This window comes from Bacteroides sp. AN502(2024), assembly GCF_041227145.1.
Taxonomy (GTDB): domain Bacteria; phylum Bacteroidota; class Bacteroidia; order Bacteroidales; family Bacteroidaceae; genus Bacteroides.
Map to the genome: position 1 here is coordinate 3,555,102 of NZ_JBGFSP010000003.1, position 17,387 is coordinate 3,572,488.

At 43.7% G+C, this 17,387-nt stretch carries 16 protein-coding genes; 13 read left to right on the forward strand and 3 right to left on the reverse strand.

The window, feature by feature from the left end:
• The first annotated feature begins 15 nt into the window (after positions 1 to 15).
• Both lysA and AB9N12_RS13975 read left to right on the forward strand, forming a co-directional pair.
• Positions 16 to 1,176: a diaminopimelate decarboxylase gene (gene lysA, locus AB9N12_RS13970; RefSeq protein WP_369892895.1), complete on the forward strand. Its 1,161-nt coding sequence runs from the start codon at positions 16 to 18 to the stop codon at positions 1,174 to 1,176.
• Positions 1,177 to 1,314: 138 nt separating this feature from the next.
• A complete protein-coding gene (locus AB9N12_RS13975) occupies positions 1,315 to 1,794 on the forward strand; it encodes a ferritin (RefSeq protein ID WP_369892627.1) in 480 nt (159 codons plus the stop codon).
• Positions 1,795 to 2,061: 267 nt separating this feature from the next.
• Here the strand turns inward: AB9N12_RS13975 and AB9N12_RS13980 are convergent, their stop codons facing one another.
• The gene (locus AB9N12_RS13980) at positions 2,062 to 2,469 is read right to left on the reverse strand and encodes a DUF2721 domain-containing protein (RefSeq protein WP_369892628.1); all 408 of its coding nucleotides are present in this window, start codon (positions 2,467 to 2,469) and stop codon (positions 2,062 to 2,064) included.
• A 211-nt stretch (positions 2,470 to 2,680) separates the two neighbouring features.
• Positions 2,681 to 3,868 carry a glycine C-acetyltransferase gene (gene kbl / locus AB9N12_RS13985; protein WP_369892629.1) on the reverse strand — a complete coding sequence of 396 codons (1,188 nt, stop codon included), beginning with the start codon at positions 3,866 to 3,868 and terminating at the stop codon, positions 2,681 to 2,683.
• 136 nt (positions 3,869 to 4,004) lie between these two features.
• On the opposite strand from kbl, the gene AB9N12_RS13990 reads away from it, so the two are divergent.
• From AB9N12_RS13990 to AB9N12_RS14010, 5 genes are all read left to right on the forward strand, one after another.
• Positions 4,005 to 4,958, forward strand: coding sequence for an NAD-dependent epimerase/dehydratase family protein (locus tag AB9N12_RS13990; RefSeq protein WP_369892630.1), 954 nt, complete (start codon positions 4,005 to 4,007; stop codon positions 4,956 to 4,958).
• A complete protein-coding gene (locus tag AB9N12_RS13995; protein WP_369892631.1) occupies positions 4,958 to 5,806 on the forward strand; it encodes a DUF4348 domain-containing protein in 849 nt (282 codons plus the stop codon). Before AB9N12_RS13990 ends, AB9N12_RS13995 begins: the two co-directional genes overlap by 1 nt.
• Before the next feature lie 47 nt (positions 5,807 to 5,853).
• Positions 5,854 to 6,846, forward strand: a complete 993-nt coding sequence (gene murB, locus AB9N12_RS14000) for a UDP-N-acetylmuramate dehydrogenase (RefSeq protein WP_369892632.1) — start codon at positions 5,854 to 5,856, stop codon at positions 6,844 to 6,846.
• Between the two features lie 47 nt (positions 6,847 to 6,893).
• Entirely contained in the window at positions 6,894 to 7,652 is a 759-nt protein-coding gene (locus tag AB9N12_RS14005) for an MBL fold metallo-hydrolase (RefSeq protein ID WP_369892633.1), read from the forward strand.
• Between the two features lie 83 nt (positions 7,653 to 7,735).
• A complete protein-coding gene (locus AB9N12_RS14010; protein WP_369892896.1) occupies positions 7,736 to 9,310 on the forward strand; it encodes a DUF3352 domain-containing protein in 1,575 nt (524 codons plus the stop codon).
• A gap of 103 nt (positions 9,311 to 9,413) precedes the next feature.
• On the opposite strand, the gene AB9N12_RS14015 is transcribed toward AB9N12_RS14010, so the two are convergent.
• Entirely contained in the window at positions 9,414 to 9,788 is a 375-nt protein-coding gene (locus AB9N12_RS14015; protein WP_369892634.1) for a DUF3127 domain-containing protein, read from the reverse strand.
• A gap of 153 nt (positions 9,789 to 9,941) precedes the next feature.
• Here AB9N12_RS14015 and dnaN point away from each other — a divergent pair, with 153 nt between their 5' ends.
• The 6 genes from dnaN to AB9N12_RS14045 are packed head-to-tail and all read left to right on the forward strand — an operon-like array spanning position 9,942 to position 17,256.
• Entirely contained in the window at positions 9,942 to 11,066 is a 1,125-nt protein-coding gene (gene dnaN, locus AB9N12_RS14020) for a DNA polymerase III subunit beta (protein WP_369892635.1), read from the forward strand.
• 29 nt (positions 11,067 to 11,095) lie between these two features.
• Positions 11,096 to 11,875 carry an exonuclease domain-containing protein gene (locus tag AB9N12_RS14025; RefSeq protein WP_369892636.1) on the forward strand — a complete coding sequence of 260 codons (780 nt, stop codon included), beginning with the start codon at positions 11,096 to 11,098 and terminating at the stop codon, positions 11,873 to 11,875.
• Positions 11,875 to 13,083, forward strand: a complete 1,209-nt coding sequence (gene coaBC / locus AB9N12_RS14030; RefSeq protein ID WP_369892637.1) for a bifunctional phosphopantothenoylcysteine decarboxylase/phosphopantothenate--cysteine ligase CoaBC — start codon at positions 11,875 to 11,877, stop codon at positions 13,081 to 13,083. Before AB9N12_RS14025 ends, coaBC begins: the two co-directional genes overlap by 1 nt.
• Positions 13,084 to 13,115: 32 nt before the next feature.
• Positions 13,116 to 14,777 (forward strand): DNA repair protein RecN, encoded by a 1,662-nt coding sequence (gene recN, locus AB9N12_RS14035; RefSeq protein WP_369892638.1) that lies wholly within the window; start codon positions 13,116 to 13,118, stop codon positions 14,775 to 14,777.
• Positions 14,778 to 14,804: 27 nt separating this feature from the next.
• Positions 14,805 to 15,548: a 23S rRNA (guanosine(2251)-2'-O)-methyltransferase RlmB gene (rlmB, locus tag AB9N12_RS14040; RefSeq protein WP_369892639.1), complete on the forward strand. Its 744-nt coding sequence runs from the start codon at positions 14,805 to 14,807 to the stop codon at positions 15,546 to 15,548.
• Between the two features lies 1 nt (position 15,549).
• Positions 15,550 to 17,256 carry a tetratricopeptide repeat protein gene (locus AB9N12_RS14045; protein WP_369892640.1) on the forward strand — a complete coding sequence of 569 codons (1,707 nt, stop codon included), beginning with the start codon at positions 15,550 to 15,552 and terminating at the stop codon, positions 17,254 to 17,256.
• Positions 17,257 to 17,387: the final 131 nt, after the last annotated feature.

The window sequence follows — 17,387 nt, forward strand, 5'->3', positions numbered from 1 at the left end:
CAAGTTTTTCGAATGATGAAGGGAATATTTCCAATCGATAAATTCCGTACTTTGCAGACACCTTTCTATTATTACGATACCCGAGTGCTGCGTGATACATTGGCGGCTATTAACCGTGAGGTGGCTAAATATCCTAATTATTTAGTGCATTATGCTGTCAAAGCAAATGCCAATCCGAAAGTACTTACCATTATCCGTGAGGGCGGAATGGGAGCCGACTGTGTGAGCGGTGGAGAAATTCGTGCTGCCATCCGTGCCGGATTCCCTGCTGATAAAATTGTTTTTGCAGGAGTAGGTAAAGCTGACTGGGAAATCAACCTCGGGTTGGAGTACGGCATCTTCTGTTTCAATGTAGAGTCTATTCCCGAGCTGGAAGTAATTAATGAATTGGCCGCTGCTCAAAATAAAGTGGCTAATGTGGCTTTTCGTATCAATCCCGATGTGGGCGCACATACCCATGCAAATATCACTACCGGTTTGGCAGAAAACAAATTCGGTATCAGTATGCAGGATATGGACAAGGTGATAGATGTGGCGCAAGAGATGAAAAACGTAAAGTTAATCGGCCTTCACTTCCACATCGGTTCGCAGATCCTGGATATGGGCGATTTTGTGGCCCTCTGTAATCGTGTCAATGAATTGCAGGATAAGTTGGAGGCTCGCCGAATCCTGGTGGAACATATTAACGTAGGAGGGGGGCTGGGAATTGATTACGAACATCCCAACCGGCAGGCTGTCCCGAACTTCAAAGATTACTTTGCTACTTATGCCGGACAATTGAAATTGCGTCCTTGTCAGACCTTACATTTTGAATTGGGGCGTGCAGTTGTGGGGCAATGCGGTTCTTTGATATCTCAGGTGCTGTATGTAAAACAAGGTACCCGGAAGAAATTTGCTATCTTGGATGCAGGTATGACCGATCTTATTCGTCCGGCTCTGTATCAAGCATTCCATAAAATGGAAAATATTACTTCCGAGGAGCTGTTGGAAGCATACGATGTAGTAGGACCGATCTGTGAATCGTCGGATGTTTTCGGGAAAGCGATTGACCTGAACAGGGTGAAGCGCGGCGACTTGATAGCCATTCGCTCTGCTGGTGCTTATGGTGAAATCATGGCTTCCGGATACAATTGTCGTGAACTGCCGAAAGGGTATATCTCTGATGAACTGGTGTGAGCAAAATGAACCGCTATCATCAAAGTGTGAATGTAGCTTAAAAATGTAGGGGGTATGGAACTATTTTAATTGAAAGCGTGTTATTTTTGTAATGAGTTCAAAAAGAAACTACATTAACAACTTAATAAAATTACGATTATGATTTCAGAAAAATTACAAAATGCAATTAACGAACAGATTGCTGCTGAAATGTGGTCTTCCAACCTGTATTTAGCAATATCTTTCTTTTTTGAGAAAGAAGGTTTCAGCGGTTTTGCTCATTGGATGAAAAAGCAATCTCAAGAAGAAATGGGACATGCTTATGACATGGCATCTTATATCATCAAGCGTGGAGGAACTGCTAAAGTTGATAAAATAGATGTTGTTCCTAACGGATGGGGCACTCCTTTGGAAGTGTTCGAACACGTTTATAAACATGAATGTCATGTTTCTCAATTGGTAGATAAGTTGGTGGACGTAGCTGCTGCTGAAAAAGACAAAGCAACACAAGATTTCTTGTGGGGATTTGTTCGCGAACAGGTAGAAGAAGAAGCTACGGTACAAGGTATTGTTGACAAAATCAAGAAAGCCGGTGATGCTGGAATTTTCTTTGTTGATTCACAATTGGGACAGCGTTAATGATGATGCTATAAAAAAAATCTTTATAGAGATAGAAGCGAAGCTGCCTGAATTCTTGTTCAGGTGGCTTTTTTTATTTAGAAATTCTCACAGGGAGCAAGATGAGGACTTTCTATGTTGCAGGTGATGATGGAAAAGCCGGGTGGAGAGATCGAACTCAAAGCCGAAGTAGGCAAGGACATCGCTTTACGCTCTTCCTTGCTTGTCGGATAGTGCCTTGCGAGAAAGTGTCTTGCGAGAAACAAATGGGAGGGAATATGAGTCTGATTATTTCTTGTTTTTCCCTTTCTCCATTGTTCCCAGGTAAATCTCCAGTGAACGGGTGGATATCTGTATTTCGTGGAAAGATACGCCAAGGGATGCTATCAATAGGATTAAAGCCAATCCGAATACGTAAGCAGAGAATAATTGCAGTCCGATATAAATAAGGAACATACTGACTACACAAAGAAAAAGACTTGCAATGCCCAGTCCTTGCATCGTGCGGGTCAGGTTCAACCGTTTTCGTAAATTCTCGATTTGAGCTTCAGTGATGTCCGAAGGGTTTTCTACGTAGCGGTCACGCAGTTGGCGTACAAGTTGGGCATACGATAAGAAACGGTTGGTGTAAGCCAATAAAATCAATGAAACTGCCGAGAAAAGCAGGGTAGGAGTCGTGAGAGTCAGTTCTTCCATAATCTATGTTTAATAGTTAAGTAGCGGTTCGAAATTCATTTTATAAAAGAATTAGGCGCGGATTACATGGTTTTCACGTATTATGCGTTTTCTTAGCATGGTGGTTGTCATAAGGTAACTGTGTAAAATACGTGAAATCTGTATACTCCGTGTAATCCGTGCCTAAAATATGGATTCAGTAAAGAAACTTTGTTCGGTCGTTATTCCGCTTTCATTTCAATACATGAAGCTCTTTACCTACCTTGATAAAGGCTGCGATACACTTGTCAAGATGTTCTCTTTCGTGTCCTGCAGAAATCTGTACACGGATGCGGGCCTGATCTTTGGGTACTACCGGATAGTAGAAACCTGTCACATAGATCCCTTCTTCCTGCATGCGGGCAGCATAAATTTGAGACAGCTTTGCATCATATAGCATTACTGCACAAATAGCACTTTGGGTCGGTTTAATATCAAATCCGGCAGCGGTCATCTTATCACGGAAGTAGTTTACATTTTCAACCAACTTTTCATGCAGCGCATTGCTCTCTTTCAGCATCTTGAAAACCTCGAGACTTGCACCGATGATGCCCGGAGCCAATGAGTTGGAGAACAAATACGGGCGACTGCGTTGACGGAGTAAATCAATGATTTCTTTACGTCCGGTGGTAAATCCTCCCAGCGCACCACCGAAAGCCTTACCCAATGTTCCGGTATAGATATCTACGCGTCCGTGAGTCTGATACAACTCGCTTACACCGTGACCGGTGGCACCTACTACACCGGCAGAATGAGATTCATCCACCATTACCAGTGCATCGTATTTCTCGGCAAGATCACAAATCTGGTCCATCGGAGCTACATTGCCGTCCATTGAGAATACACCGTCCGTAACGATAATGCGGAAACGTTGTGCCTGGGCTTCTTGCAGACATCTTTCCAAATCTTTCATGTCGGCATTGGCATAACGGTAACGTTTTGCCTTACAAAGACGTACTCCGTCAATGATAGAAGCATGATTTAGAGAGTCTGAGATAATGGCATCCTCTTCGGAGAAAAGCGGTTCGAATACCCCACCGTTAGCATCGAAGCAGGCAGCATACAGAATTGTGTCTTCCGTTTGGAAAAACTCAGAGATGGCGGTTTCCAGTTCTTTGTGTATATCTTGTGTACCACAAATGAAGCGGACGGATGACATTCCATAGCCACGGCTATTCATCATTTCCTGCGAAGCCTTGATTAAGCGGGGATGATTGGATAGCCCCAGATAGTTATTTGCACAGAAGTTTAATACTTCCTTGCCTTTTACAGTGATGGCAGCTTGCTGCGCACTTTCAATTAGTCGTTCTTCTTTATAAAGTCCGGCTTCTTTGATTTCCGCCAATGTCTGGCAGAGATAATTTTGCATTTTACCGTACATAGTGTTTGTATGATTAAGTTATATTGCAAAGAACACAATTTTTTTTGGAATAACAATGTCTTTTTGATTAAAATCTGAAAAAAAAGTGCTTACTTTGCGCACTATTTAAGCTTTATATTCTAAGTCAGAAGAGAAAATGGAAAACATTTTGATTATTGGAGCTACCGGACAGATAGGGTCGGAGCTAACGATGGAGCTACGTAAACGTTATGGAAATGCAAATGTCGTAGCAGGTTATATACCAGGCGCAGAGCCTAAAGGGGAATTGAAGGAGTCGGGACCTTCAGCTATTGCTGATGTTACGGATGGAGAGATGGTTGCATCTGTGGTCAAAGAGTATCACATCGATACGATTTATAATTTGGCTGCTCTGTTATCCGTAGTCGCCGAGTCGAAACCCAAGTTGGCTTGGAAAATAGGTATCGATGGATTATGGAATGTGTTGGAAGTGGCACGTGAACAAGGATGCGCGGTGTTTACTCCGAGTTCTATCGGGTCGTTTGGCGCTAGTACGCCTCATACAAAAACGCCACAGGACACTATTCAGCGTCCGCGTACCATGTATGGGGTCACTAAAGTAACGACAGAGTTGTTGAGTGATTATTATTTTAATAAATACGGTGTTGATACCCGTGCTGTCCGTTTCCCGGGCATTATTTCGAATGTGACTCCTCCGGGAGGAGGTACGACCGATTATGCTGTTGATATATACTATTCGGCAGTGAAAGGGAAAAAATTTGTGTGCCCCATTAAGCAAGGCACTTTAATGGACATGATGTATATGCCGGATGCATTGAATGCAGCAATTATGCTGATGGAAGCCGATCCGACAAGATTGATACATCGCAATGCTTTCAATATCGCTTCCATGAGCTTTGATCCGGAAACGATATATCAGGCTATTAAAAAGCATATGCCGCAGTTTGAGATGATCTATGAGGTAGATCCTTTGAAACAGCGCATAGCTGATAGTTGGCCCGACAGTCTGGACGATACCTGTGCTCGCGAAGAGTGGGGATGGAAGCCTGTCTATGATTTGGAAAGCATGACGGTGGATATGCTTGAAAAATTAAGAGAGAAACTGAAATAATGAAAAAACTAATTGCAGGGGTCATATTGCTCGGTATATTGAGCTCTTGTGGAAACAAGAAAACAAATATTGACCCCTTCGCATCTATTACTAAAGAAGTGGATTCTATCCGGTGGACCGCTGATTCTATCCACCATGAAAAATCATCGGAAGATCCGCAGCCTATACAGGCGGATGAATCTTTCGATGATTTTATCTACAATTTTGCTTCCGATGATGTGTTGCAGCGTCAGCGTGTGAAATTTCCATTGCCCTATTACACTGGAGATAAAAAGTTGAATATTGAGGAAAGCAATTGGAAGCATGATGACTTGTTTACGAAACAGCTTTATTATACACTTCTGTTTGATAGAGAGGAAGACATGGATTTAGTAGGAGACACCTCCCTCACTTCCGTGCAGGTAGAGTGGATGTTCGTGAAAACACGGATGATGAAGAGATATTATTTTGAACGTATCAAAGGCGCATGGGTGCTGGAGGCAATCAACCTGAGGCCTATTGAGCAAAGTGATGATGAAAACTTTGTCGAGTTTTTCGGACATTTTGCAACGGATAGTCTTTTTCAGAGTCAGCGTGTGCGGGAGCCATTAGCTTTTGTAACCACCGATCCGGACGATGATTTTTCTATTCTGGAGACGACTCTTGATCTTAATCAGTGGTTTGCTTTCAAACCTGCGCTTCCTGTCGATCGCCTTTCTAATATAAACTACGGACAGCGGAATGATGATGATTCGCCCACGAAAATATTGGCGTTGAAAGGTATCGGCAATGGCTTTTCCAATATCCTTTATTTCCACCGGACAGCCGGAGGATGGGAATTGTATAAGTTTGAAGATACAAGTATCTGATACGGATTATGATACGCTATAATAGTATAACTTATAATTAAAAATATATGTATTCTCTTTTGCCCTACAATACATTCGGCATTGATGTCAGTGCCACTCGCTTTTTAGAATATTCTTCGGTTGAAGAGCTGAAGAGGCTGATTGCGCAAGGTGCCATTGTGACGCCTTTTTTGCATATTGGCGGAGGCAGTAACCTACTGTTTACCAAGGATTACGATGGATTGATACTTCATTCCCGTATTGAAGGAATCGAAGTGACGGAAGAAGATGAACGTTCTGTTTCAGTACGAGTGGGAGCGGGGGTAGTATGGGATGACTTTGTTGCATATTGTGTACAGCATGGATGGTATGGAGCGGAGAACTTGTCACTGATTCCCGGTGAAGTGGGAGCGAGCGCAGTACAGAACATCGGGGCTTATGGCGTTGAAGTGAAAGATCTGATAACGGCTGTGGAAACGGTGAACATTCAAGCTGAAGAACGTGTTTATTCAGTGGAGGAATGTGGATATACCTACCGGAACAGTATCTTTAAGCGTCCGGAAAATAAGTCGGCTTTTGTCACTTATGTTCGTTTCCGGCTTAGTAAAAAAGAACATTATACGTTGGATTATGGAACCATTCGTCAGGAACTTGAACAATATCCGGCATTGACACTTTCTGTTGTACGGAAAGTGATTATTGATATTCGTGAGAGCAAGTTGCCTGACCCGAAAGTGATGGGGAACGCCGGTAGCTTCTTTATGAATCCCATTGTGTCGAAAGAAAAACTGGAAGCCTTACAGCAGGAATATCCTCGGATACCTTACTATGAGCTGGAGGATGGTCGGGTAAAGATTCCGGCTGGATGGATGATTGATCAATGCGGCTGGAAAGGAAAAGCTTTGGGACCGGCAGCTGTGCATGATAAACAAGCGCTGGTATTAGTGAATCGTGGTGGAGCAAAAGGTAGCGATATTCTTGCACTTTCAGATGCAGTCCGAGCCTCTGTTCGTGAGAAGTTCAGCATTGATATCTATCCGGAAGTTAATTTAATCTGTTGATAGGTGCTAAATCAATTATCGTTGGTCAACTGTTAACTATATAAAGAGTGAAAGTAAGAATCATAGGAAGTGGAACATCGACGGGAGTACCCCAAATCGGTTGTACATGTCCGGTTTGTACTTCTGCCGATCCAAAAGATAACCGGTTGCGTGCATCTGCTATTGTCGAGACAGAGGATGCACGGATTTTGATAGATTGTGGACCGGATTTCCGGACACAGGTATTGCATCTTCCTTTTGCGAAGATAGACGGAGTGCTCATTACACATGAACATTATGACCATGTAGGCGGGTTGGATGATTTACGTCCGTTTTGCCGGTTTGGCTCAGTGCCTATTTATGCGGAAAATTATGTGGCGCAAGGCCTGCGTTTGCGTATGCCCTATTGTTTTGTCGACCATCGTTATCCGGGTGTCCCCGACATCCCTTTGCAGGAGATTGTGGCAGGACAGGCCTTTTCGGTTAACCACACGGAAGTGCTTCCTTTGCGCGTGATGCATGGCCGATTGCCGATTCTGGGGTATCGTATCGGGCAATTAGGTTATATCACTGATATGCTGACCATGCCCGAAGAATCTTATGAACAATTGGCAGGAATAGATGTTTTAATAATGAATGCACTTCGGATTGCTTCGCATCCTACCCATCAGAATTTGGAACAGGCATTGGCGGTAGCGCAGCGCATTCAGGCAAAGAAGACGTACTTTATACACATGAGTCATGATATGGGCTTGCACGCGGAGGTTGAAAAGAACCTTCCGGAAAATATTCACTTGGCATTCGATGGATTAGACATCTATCTTTGATTTTCGGTGAAATATTTAGCAAAAGTTTTGTTTCCTTTGTAGAAATTATTATTTTTGCACTTGACCGATAAACAGCGAATATGATGAAACTTCGTACGATAGTAAAAATAGCGATTACGTCTTCTGTTGTACTTTTGTGCTCAGGTTTTGCATTGTACTCTTTTTTTAGGCTGTCGGCAGCCGAAGGGCAGAAAGATTTTAACCTTTATGAACTGGTTCCGCCCACCACTTCAGCGGTGTTTGTTACTGATGACGTGAATGAATTTGTGGCAGGGGTCGATGGTCTGACCTGTAGTAAAAATCAGCAATATCTTTATGTGTCCAAACTATTTTCTTATCTGAAACAAAGTCTTTATACCCTTTCCGAAGATGCTCCCCATGGTTTGAGTCGGCAGATGAATCAGATGCTGATCAGTTTCCACAAACCGGATAACGAACGGAATCAAGTGCTATATTGCAGATTGGGGAACGGAGATAAGGAATTGGTAGCCGGATTTGTGCGCAAATATATATCTTCGCTTTATCCGCCGAAAACATTTGTTTACAAAGGAGAAGAGATTACCATTTATCCGATGTCGGATGGCGATTTTCTTGCCTGCTATCTGACAGCTGATTTTATGGTATTGAGTTTTCAGAAAAAGCTGATTGAAGACGTTATTGATGCATATAAAAGTGGAAAATCATTGGCAGATGATCCTGTCTTTACAGGAGTGCGTGCTCCGAAAAAAAGTGCAGCGACCGCCACAATCTATACCCGTATGGAGGGGGTGATGGGGTGGACGGAATTTGACATGAAGATGAGAGATGATTTTATCTATTTCTCCGGTATCACTCACGATGCGGACACTTGTTTTACATTTATGAATCAGCTTCGTCAGCAGCAATCAGTCCAAGGGTTTCCGGGCGAAGTGTTGCCCTCTACTGCTTTTTATTTTAGCAGGCAGGGGATTGCGGACTGGGCGTCTCTGCTTTCTGATGGAAATGCGCAGGAGCAGAACGGGGATGTCCGTACGAGTGAAGTTCGGAATAGGGATAAGGAATTTTCCCGTTATCTGATGGAAAATGCCGGGCAGGATTTGGTAGCCTGTCTCTTTCAGCAGGGAGATACGTTGCAAGATGTAGCGGCAGTCTTGAGCTTGTCTGTGGCAGATGTGGCGGAGGCTGAAAGAATGCTTCGTGTCCTTGTTGATACTGCTCCGGCAGATGGAGGAAGAAAAACTCCTCGTATAACTTTTTGTTATACTGTAGATAAGGCATACCTTGTCTATCGGTTGCCTCAAACAACTTTGTTTAAACAACTGAGCGGTTTCGTAGAACCGACTTTGGATATGTATGCGGCATTTTATGGCGGACGCTTGTTGCTTGCTCCGGATGAGAGCAGCCTATCGCATTATATTCGCCAATTGGATAAAGGTGAAGTGCTCAATGGGGCGATAGCTTATCAGACAGGCATGGATCACTTGTCTGATTCGTATCATTTTATGTTGATGGCAGATTTCGATCACGTGTTTCGGCTATCGGAAAATTATATCCGTTTCATACCGGATTTCTTTCTTCGCAATGCCGGCTTCTTCCGCAATTTTACACTCTTTGTCCAGTTTGCCTGTATGGACGGAGTAGTATATTCCAATATTATTTTGAAATATAAATCAGAATAGAAATGACGGTTTATATACAATTGTCCATCATAAAAAACTCCCGATAGGATTAAATCCCGTCGGGAGTCTTTTATGTTGATACGTCGGATGAATGACTTTCAGTTTAGAATGGCAGATCGTCTTTGGCGTCACCTGAAATAAATTCAGGCATAGGCGATGGAGCCGGAGGAGGAACGGGAGAACCTGAAACCATTGGATCACCTGCGCTGACGCGCTCTATTTTCCATGCGCGGATACTGTTGAACCAACGGTCATTCCATTGACGGGCGTCAACGTCGAATGATACGGTCAGTTCTTCACCCATCTGAATGTTGAATTGCTCGATTTTGTCTGTACCAAATACGTCGAAACACATTTTGCGCGGATATTGATCATGGTTTTCAATAACGTACTCTTGTGCTTTCCACTCGTTGCCGCTAGTCTTTGAAACTCCGCCTCTCGGGGGGAGGATAGCGATGATTTTTCCTGTAAATTCCATTGCAATAATTTTAAATTCTGCGGCGAAGTTACAATTTTTTAGTCATATCCTTCACACAATGCTTGTTTTTTTCTTTTCTTTTATTGGGCAGCCCAAATCTTTTTTCGTAACTTTGTGCGATAGAACATTTAAAACTTAAATACACAAAAATATATGAAATTTATCGTTTCAAGTACTGCTCTTTCCAGCCATTTACAGGCCATCAGCCGTGTGATTAATTCCAAAAATGCGCTGCCAATTCTCGATTGTTTCCTCTTCGAATTGGAAGACGGAACATTGTCCGTGACTGTATCCGACAGTGAAACAACGATGGCAACTACCGTAGAAGTAAATGAAAGCGATGCGAACGGGCGTTTTGCCGTAGTAGCGAAAACATTGCTTGATGCACTGAAAGAAATCCCGGAACAACCACTCACATTTGAAATCAATCCGAGTAATTATGAAATAACAGTGCAGTACCAGAACGGAAAATACAGCCTGATGGGGCAGAATGCGGATGAATTTCCTCAATCAGCCACCCTGGGTGATAATGCAGTCCGTGTAGAGATGGAAGCAAGTGTACTTCTGGGAGGTATCAACCGTTCGGTGTTTGCTACTGCCGATGACGAACTTCGTCCGGTGATGAACGGTATTTATTTCGATATTACTACAGAAGATATTACAATGGTTGCTTCAGACGGTCATAAACTGGTGCGTTGCAAGACATTGGCAGCTAAAGGTAGCGAGCGTGCAGCTTTCATCCTCCCGAAGAAACCGGCTACGTTGCTTAAAAATCTTTTGCCGAAAGAACAGGGCACTGTGACGATCGAATTTGATGAACGCAACGCTGTATTCATGCTTGAAAGTTACCGGATGGTTTGCCGCTTGATTGAAGGACGTTACCCGAACTATAACTCGGTAATTCCACAAAATAATCCGCACAAAGTGACTGTAGACCGCCAACAGTTGGTAGGAGCTTTGCGCCGTGTGTCTATCTTTTCGTCGCAAGCAAGCAGTTTGATTAAACTCCGTATGCAGGAAAACCAAATTGTGATTTCCGCACAAGATATTGATTTCTCAACTTCTGCCGAAGAGACACTAGTTTGCCAGTATGCAGGTGCGGCAATGAGCATCGGTTTCAAATCGACTTTCCTTATTGACATCCTGAACAATATTTCAGCAGACGAGGTAGTCATTGAGTTGGCAGATCCTTCACGTGCCGGAGTGATTATCCCGGTAGAACAGGAAGAAAACGAAGACTTGCTGATGTTGCTGATGCCGATGATGCTAAATGATTAATCTGTGTTGACTCCATAAAATAATTAGAAATGAAATTAAACCTGAAAAATCCCCTTGTTTTTTTTGATTTAGAAACAACCGGAACCAATATCAACACAGACCGAATTGTTGAAATCTGCTATCTGAAAGTATATCCAAATGGAAATGAAGAAGCAAAGACATTACGTATCAATCCTGAAATGCATATCCCGGAAGCATCTTCTGCTATACATGGCATTTATGATGCCGACGTAGCCGATTGCCCTACTTTCAAAGAAGTGGCTAAAAAAATAGCCAGGGATATTGAAGGTTGCGACTTGGCAGGATTTAATTCCAATCGTTTTGATATACCGGTCCTTGCCGAAGAGTTCCTTCGCGCCGGAGTGGACATTGACATGACGAAACGCAAATTTGTAGACGTACAGGTGATCTTCCATAAGATGGAACAACGCACCCTGTCTGCTGCCTATAAATTCTATTGCGATAAGAATCTGGAAGATGCACACACTGCCGAAGCAGATACACGGGCCACTTACGAAGTGCTGAAAGCACAGCTTGATCGTTACTCTGATCTTCAGAATGATATTGCGTTTCTGGCAGATTATTCAAGTTTCAGCAAGAACGTAGATTTTGCCGGGCGCATGGTATACGATGATCATGGAGTGGAAATATTCAATTTCGGAAAATATAAGGGAATGTCCGTAGTTGAGGTTTTGAAGAAAGATCCAGGATATTACAGTTGGATTTTGAATAGCGATTTCACGCTGAACACTAAGGCGGCATTGACAAAAATCCGTTTGCGTGAAATGAGTAATTTGATTACAAAATAATGCTGAAAGGGAAAAAAATAGTTCTTGGGATTACCGGCAGTATTGCCGCGTACAAGGCGTGCTATATCATTCGTGGACTGATAAAACAGGGAGCGGAAGTGCAAGTTGTAATTACTCCGGCGGGGAAAGAATTTATTACTCCCATCACTCTTTCGGCTTTGACCAGTAAACCTGTTATCAGTGAGTTTTTTGCCCAGCGTGACGGAACGTGGAACAGTCACGTCGATCTCGGGCTGTGGGCGGACGCTGTATTGATTGCACCTGCCACTGCCTCTACTATCGGCAAAATGGCGAATGGAATAGCTGACAATATGCTGATAACAACTTATCTTTCCGCAAAAGCTCCCGTGTTTGTTGCTCCGGCAATGGATCTCGATATGTTTGCTCACCCTGTTACCCGGAAAAATCTGGATATATTGCGTTCCTATGGGAATCACATTATCGAGCCGGGAACAGGAGAACTGGCCAGCCACTTGGTAGGGAAGGGACGTATGGAAGAGCCGGAAAATATCATCCGGGTATTGGACGAATTCTTTGCCTCGGGTGACGAATTATCCGGAAAGAAAGTGATGATTACAGCCGGACCGACCTACGAAAAGATTGACCCGGTGCGTTTCATTGGCAATTATTCTTCCGGAAAGATGGGATTCGCGTTGGCAGAAGAATGTGCTCGTCGCGGAGCACAGGTGACATTGATAACAGGGCCTGTGCAGCTCCAAACGAAACATTCTCGTATCCGGCGTGTAGATGTGGAATCGGCAGAAGAGATGTATGCGGCTTCACAGGTATATTTCCCGGATGCTGATGCTGGTATTCTTTGTGCAGCAGTAGCCGACTATCGTCCGGAAACTGTGGCCGACAATAAGATTAAGCGGGAGAAAGAAGGGGAACTGACCCTTCATCTTCAGGCAACACAAGACATTGCTGCCAGTTTAGGAGCAATGAAAGGGGAAAATCAGTTATTGGTTGGCTTTGCCCTCGAAACCAATAATGAGCAGCGGAATGCCGAAGAGAAGCTTGAACGTAAAAACTTCGACTTTATCGTGCTCAACTCATTGAAAGATGCTGGAGCCGGGTTTCGCCATGATACCAATAAAATAAGCATCATCGACAGGAAAGGCCGTACAGATTATCCTTTGAAGCCGAAAGCGGAAGTAGCCCAAGACATCATCGACCGTCTGGTGGCCATTCTGTCTTCAGGTTTTTAATTATTACTCTTTAATTTTTAATTAAATAGAAGGTGTTACGTTCACTATACATTCAAAATTACGCATTGATAGAAAAACTGGATATCAGTTTTGAAACAGGCTTTTCCGTTATAACAGGTGAAACGGGAGCCGGAAAATCAATTATTTTGGGAGCTATCGGACTCCTGTTAGGACAGCGTGCCGATGTGAAAGCGATTCGCCGCGGAGCTTCCAAATGTATCATAGAGGCACGTTTCGATATATCTGCCTACGGAATGCGTCCGTTTTTCGAAGAAAACGAACTGGAATATGATGAAGAGTGTATTTTGCGTCGTGAGGTACAAGCTTCCGGTAAGAGCAGGGCATTCATCAACGATACTCCTGCTTCGCTGGCACAAGTGAAAGAGCTGGGCGAACAGCTGATAGATGTACATTCACAACATCAGAATTTATTGCTCAATAAAGAAGGATTCCAGTTGAATGTACTGGATATTCTGGCGCATAATGATGCAGCATTGGAGAAATACCATCAGTATTATGAGGAATGGAAACAGACAGACCGCGAACTGGCTGAATTAGTGTCACTGGCAGAGAAAAGCCGCTCCGATGAAGATTATATCCGCTTCCAACTCGAACAGCTCGAAGAAGCCTGTTTGGTGGAAGGTGAACAGGAAGAACTGGAACGGGAAGCTGAAACATTAACTCATGCGGAAGAAATTAAAGCCGGACTTTACCGGGTGGAACAGTCGTTTGCTTCCGATGAAGGCGGATTGCTTTCTTACCTGAAAGATAGCCTGAATACGCTGAATAATCTGCAAAAGGTATATCAGCCGGCCAAGGAGCTTACCGAACGTATGGAGAGTGCTTATATCGAATTGAAAGATATCTCGCACGAGGTCTCTTCGCAAAGTGAATCCGTTGAATTCAATCCGGTCCGTCTGGACGAAGTGAACGAACGTTTGAATCTGATTTATTCCTTACAGCAGAAACATCGGGTACAGACTCTTGGCGAATTGATAACGCTAACGGATGAATACCGCGGTAAATTGTCGGATATCACCTCCTATGATGAGCGTATCACCGAACTGACCGTTCGTAAAGAGGAACAATATAAACAGGTGAAACAGCAGGCGGAAGTGTTGACTAAAGCCCGTGCGAAAGCTGCGCGTGAAGTAGAGAAACAACTGGCTGCCCGCTTGATTCCATTAGGAATGCCGAATGTTCGTTTCCAGATAGAAATGGGACTGAAGAAAGAGCCGGGATTGCAAGGAGAAGATACAGTCAATTTTCTGTTTTCCGCCAATAAGAACGGTACCCTACAGAATATCTCTTCCGTAGCTTCGGGGGGTGAAATCGCTCGTGTCATGCTTTCTATCAAGGTTATGATTGCCGGAGCCGTCAAATTGCCGACCATTATATTTGATGAAATAGATACCGGAGTCTCCGGTGAAATAGCCGACCGCATGGCTGACATGATGCAGGAGATGGGCGATCGAAACCGCCAGGTCATCAGTATCACACACCTACCGCAGATTGCTGCCCGTGGGCGTGCTCATTATAAGGTATATAAGAAAGATAGCGATACGGAAACCAATAGTCATATCCGCCATCTCACAAGCGAAGAACGGGTAGAGGAAATTGCTCATATGCTTAGCGGTGCTACTCTGACCGAGGCTGCTCTTAGCAATGCCAGATCCTTGCTTGCACGCAATTGATAAATAGTATAATAGTAAATCAACCAGATGTTAGATAAAAGTGAAATGATTTTCGGTGTTCGTGCCGTGATAGAAGCCCTTCAGGCTGGGAAAGAGATAGATAAGATCCTCGTGAAGAAAGATATTCAAAGTGATCTTTCCAAGGAGCTTTTTGCAGCTTTGAAAGGTACGCGGATACCTGTTCAGCGTGTTCCGGTAGAGCGTATCAACCGTATTACCCGGAAAAATCATCAGGGAGTGATTGCTTTCATTTCTTCTGTGACTTATCAGAAAGTGGAAGATCTTGTTCCTTTCTTGTTTGAGCAAGGAAAAAATCCGTTTTTTGTTATGCTGGACGGAGTGACTGACGTGCGCAATTTCGGAGCGATTGCCCGTACCTGTGAATGTGCAGCTGTCGATGCAGTGATTATTCCTGTCCGGGGTAGTGCGTCGGTCAATGCTGATGCCGTGAAAACATCGGCAGGAGCGTTACACACTCTGCCTGTATGCCGTGAACAGAATCTTCGTTCGACTTTGCAATATCTGAAAGACAGCGGTTTCCGCATTGTGGCTGCTACTGAAAAAGGAGATTATGACTATATCAAAGCCGATTATACAAGTCCCCTCTGTATCATAATGGGAGCGGAAGATACGGGAGTTTCGTATGATAACCTCGCACTCTGTGATGAATGGGTAAAAATTCCGATGCTGGGTACCATCGAATCCCTGAATGTTTCTGTAGCTGCCGGTATCTTGATTTACGAAGCTGTGAAACAAAGAAACAATAACTGATATGAAGAAGATTTTTATTCTATCTCTGCTGCTTTTCTTCCTGTTACAGGGAAGCATGGCGCAAACCCCCAAATGGGTAGAGAAGGCAAAACGTGCGGTCTTCTCAATAGTGACTTATGATAAGAATGATAAAATGTTGAATACCGGAAACGGATTCTTTGTGTCCGAAGACGGATTGGCTTTATCAGATTATACTCTTTTTAAAGGAGCCGAGCGTGCGGTGGTGATCACTTCCGAAGGTAAGCAGATGCCGGTCAGCCTGATACTTGGAGCGGATGATATGTATGATGTCATTAAGTTCCGGGTGGCTATTACCGAGAAAAAAGTGCCTGCATTGGTGGTTGCCGAAACAGCTCCGGCGGTGGGATCCGATGCGTGGATGCTTCCTTATTCTACGCAGAAAAGCATTGCTTGTGTCAGCGGTAAAGTGAAAGATGTTTCCAAAGTAGCCGGGGAACATCATTACTATACATTGGGCATGCAGATGAAAGATAAGATGGTGAGCTGCCCGGTGATGAATGCGGAGGGGCAGGTCTTCGGTATTGCGCAGAAATCATCCGGCATCGATACGGTGACTACTTGTTATGCGGCAGGAGCATCTTTTGCCATGTCGCAGAAAATCAGTGCCCTTTCTTGGGGAGACACTGCCTTGAGAAGCATTGGTATCCGGAAAGGTTTGCCCGAAACGGAAGAACAAGCATTGGTATACCTGTTTATGGCCTCTTCGAGTCTCTCGGGTGACGATTATGAAGAGCTGTTGAATGATTTCATCCGTCAGTTCCCTGCCAATGCGGACGGTTATCTTCGTCGTGCCAATTATTATGCATCTAAGGGCAAAGACGATCAGACTTGGTATGATAAAGCCGTTACAGACTTAAATCAGGCTTTGAAAGTAGCCCAGAAAAAAGATGATGTATATTATAATATAGGTAAGCTGATCTATGCTTATCAGTTATCAAAGCCGGAGAAAACTTACAAAGACTGGACGTATGACACCGCTTTGGAGAATGTACGTCAGGCAATTGCTATCGATTCGCTGCCCATTTACATTCAAATGGAAGGTGATATATTGTTTGCCCGGCAAGACTATGCCGGTGCTTGGGTTGCTTATGAAAAGGTAAATGCCAGCAATATTGCTTCTCCAGCCACTTTCTTTAGTGCTGCCAAGGCGAAAGAACTGATGAAGGGGGATCCGAAAGAAGTGTTAGCCCTGATGGATAGCTGTATTGCCCGTTGTCCGCAACCAATCACGGCAGATTGGGCTCCGTACCTGTTGGAACGTGCACAGATGAATATGAATGCCGATCGGGCGCGAAATGCGATGCTTGATTATGATGCCTATCATACGGCAGTCAAAGGACAAGTGAACGATGTGTTCTATTATTATCGTGAACAGGCAGCTTTGAAAGCACGCCAGTTTCAACGTGCTTTAGACGATATTGCCAAGGCTATCGAGATGAATCCGACAGATCTTATCTACCAGGCGGAACATGCAGTGGTAAACCTCCGTGTAGGACGATATGAAGAAGCCATTCAGATTTTGAATAATATATTGAAGACTGATCCCAAATATAGTGAGGCTTACCGTTTATTGGGACTTTGTCAGATACAGCTGAAGAAGACGGATGAAGCTTGCGGTAACTTTAAGAAAGCGAAAGAATTGGGTGATCCGAACGTTGATGAATTAATAAGCAAATACTGCAAGTAAAAAGCTCATCTTCTTGAAGATAAAAATGAATCCTTGCCAATCTGAAAATTGGCAGGGATTTTTTTAGGAATAAATTGAAAATCCATCTAAAACAGTGAGTAAATTAAAAATTATGACTTATTTTATCTATA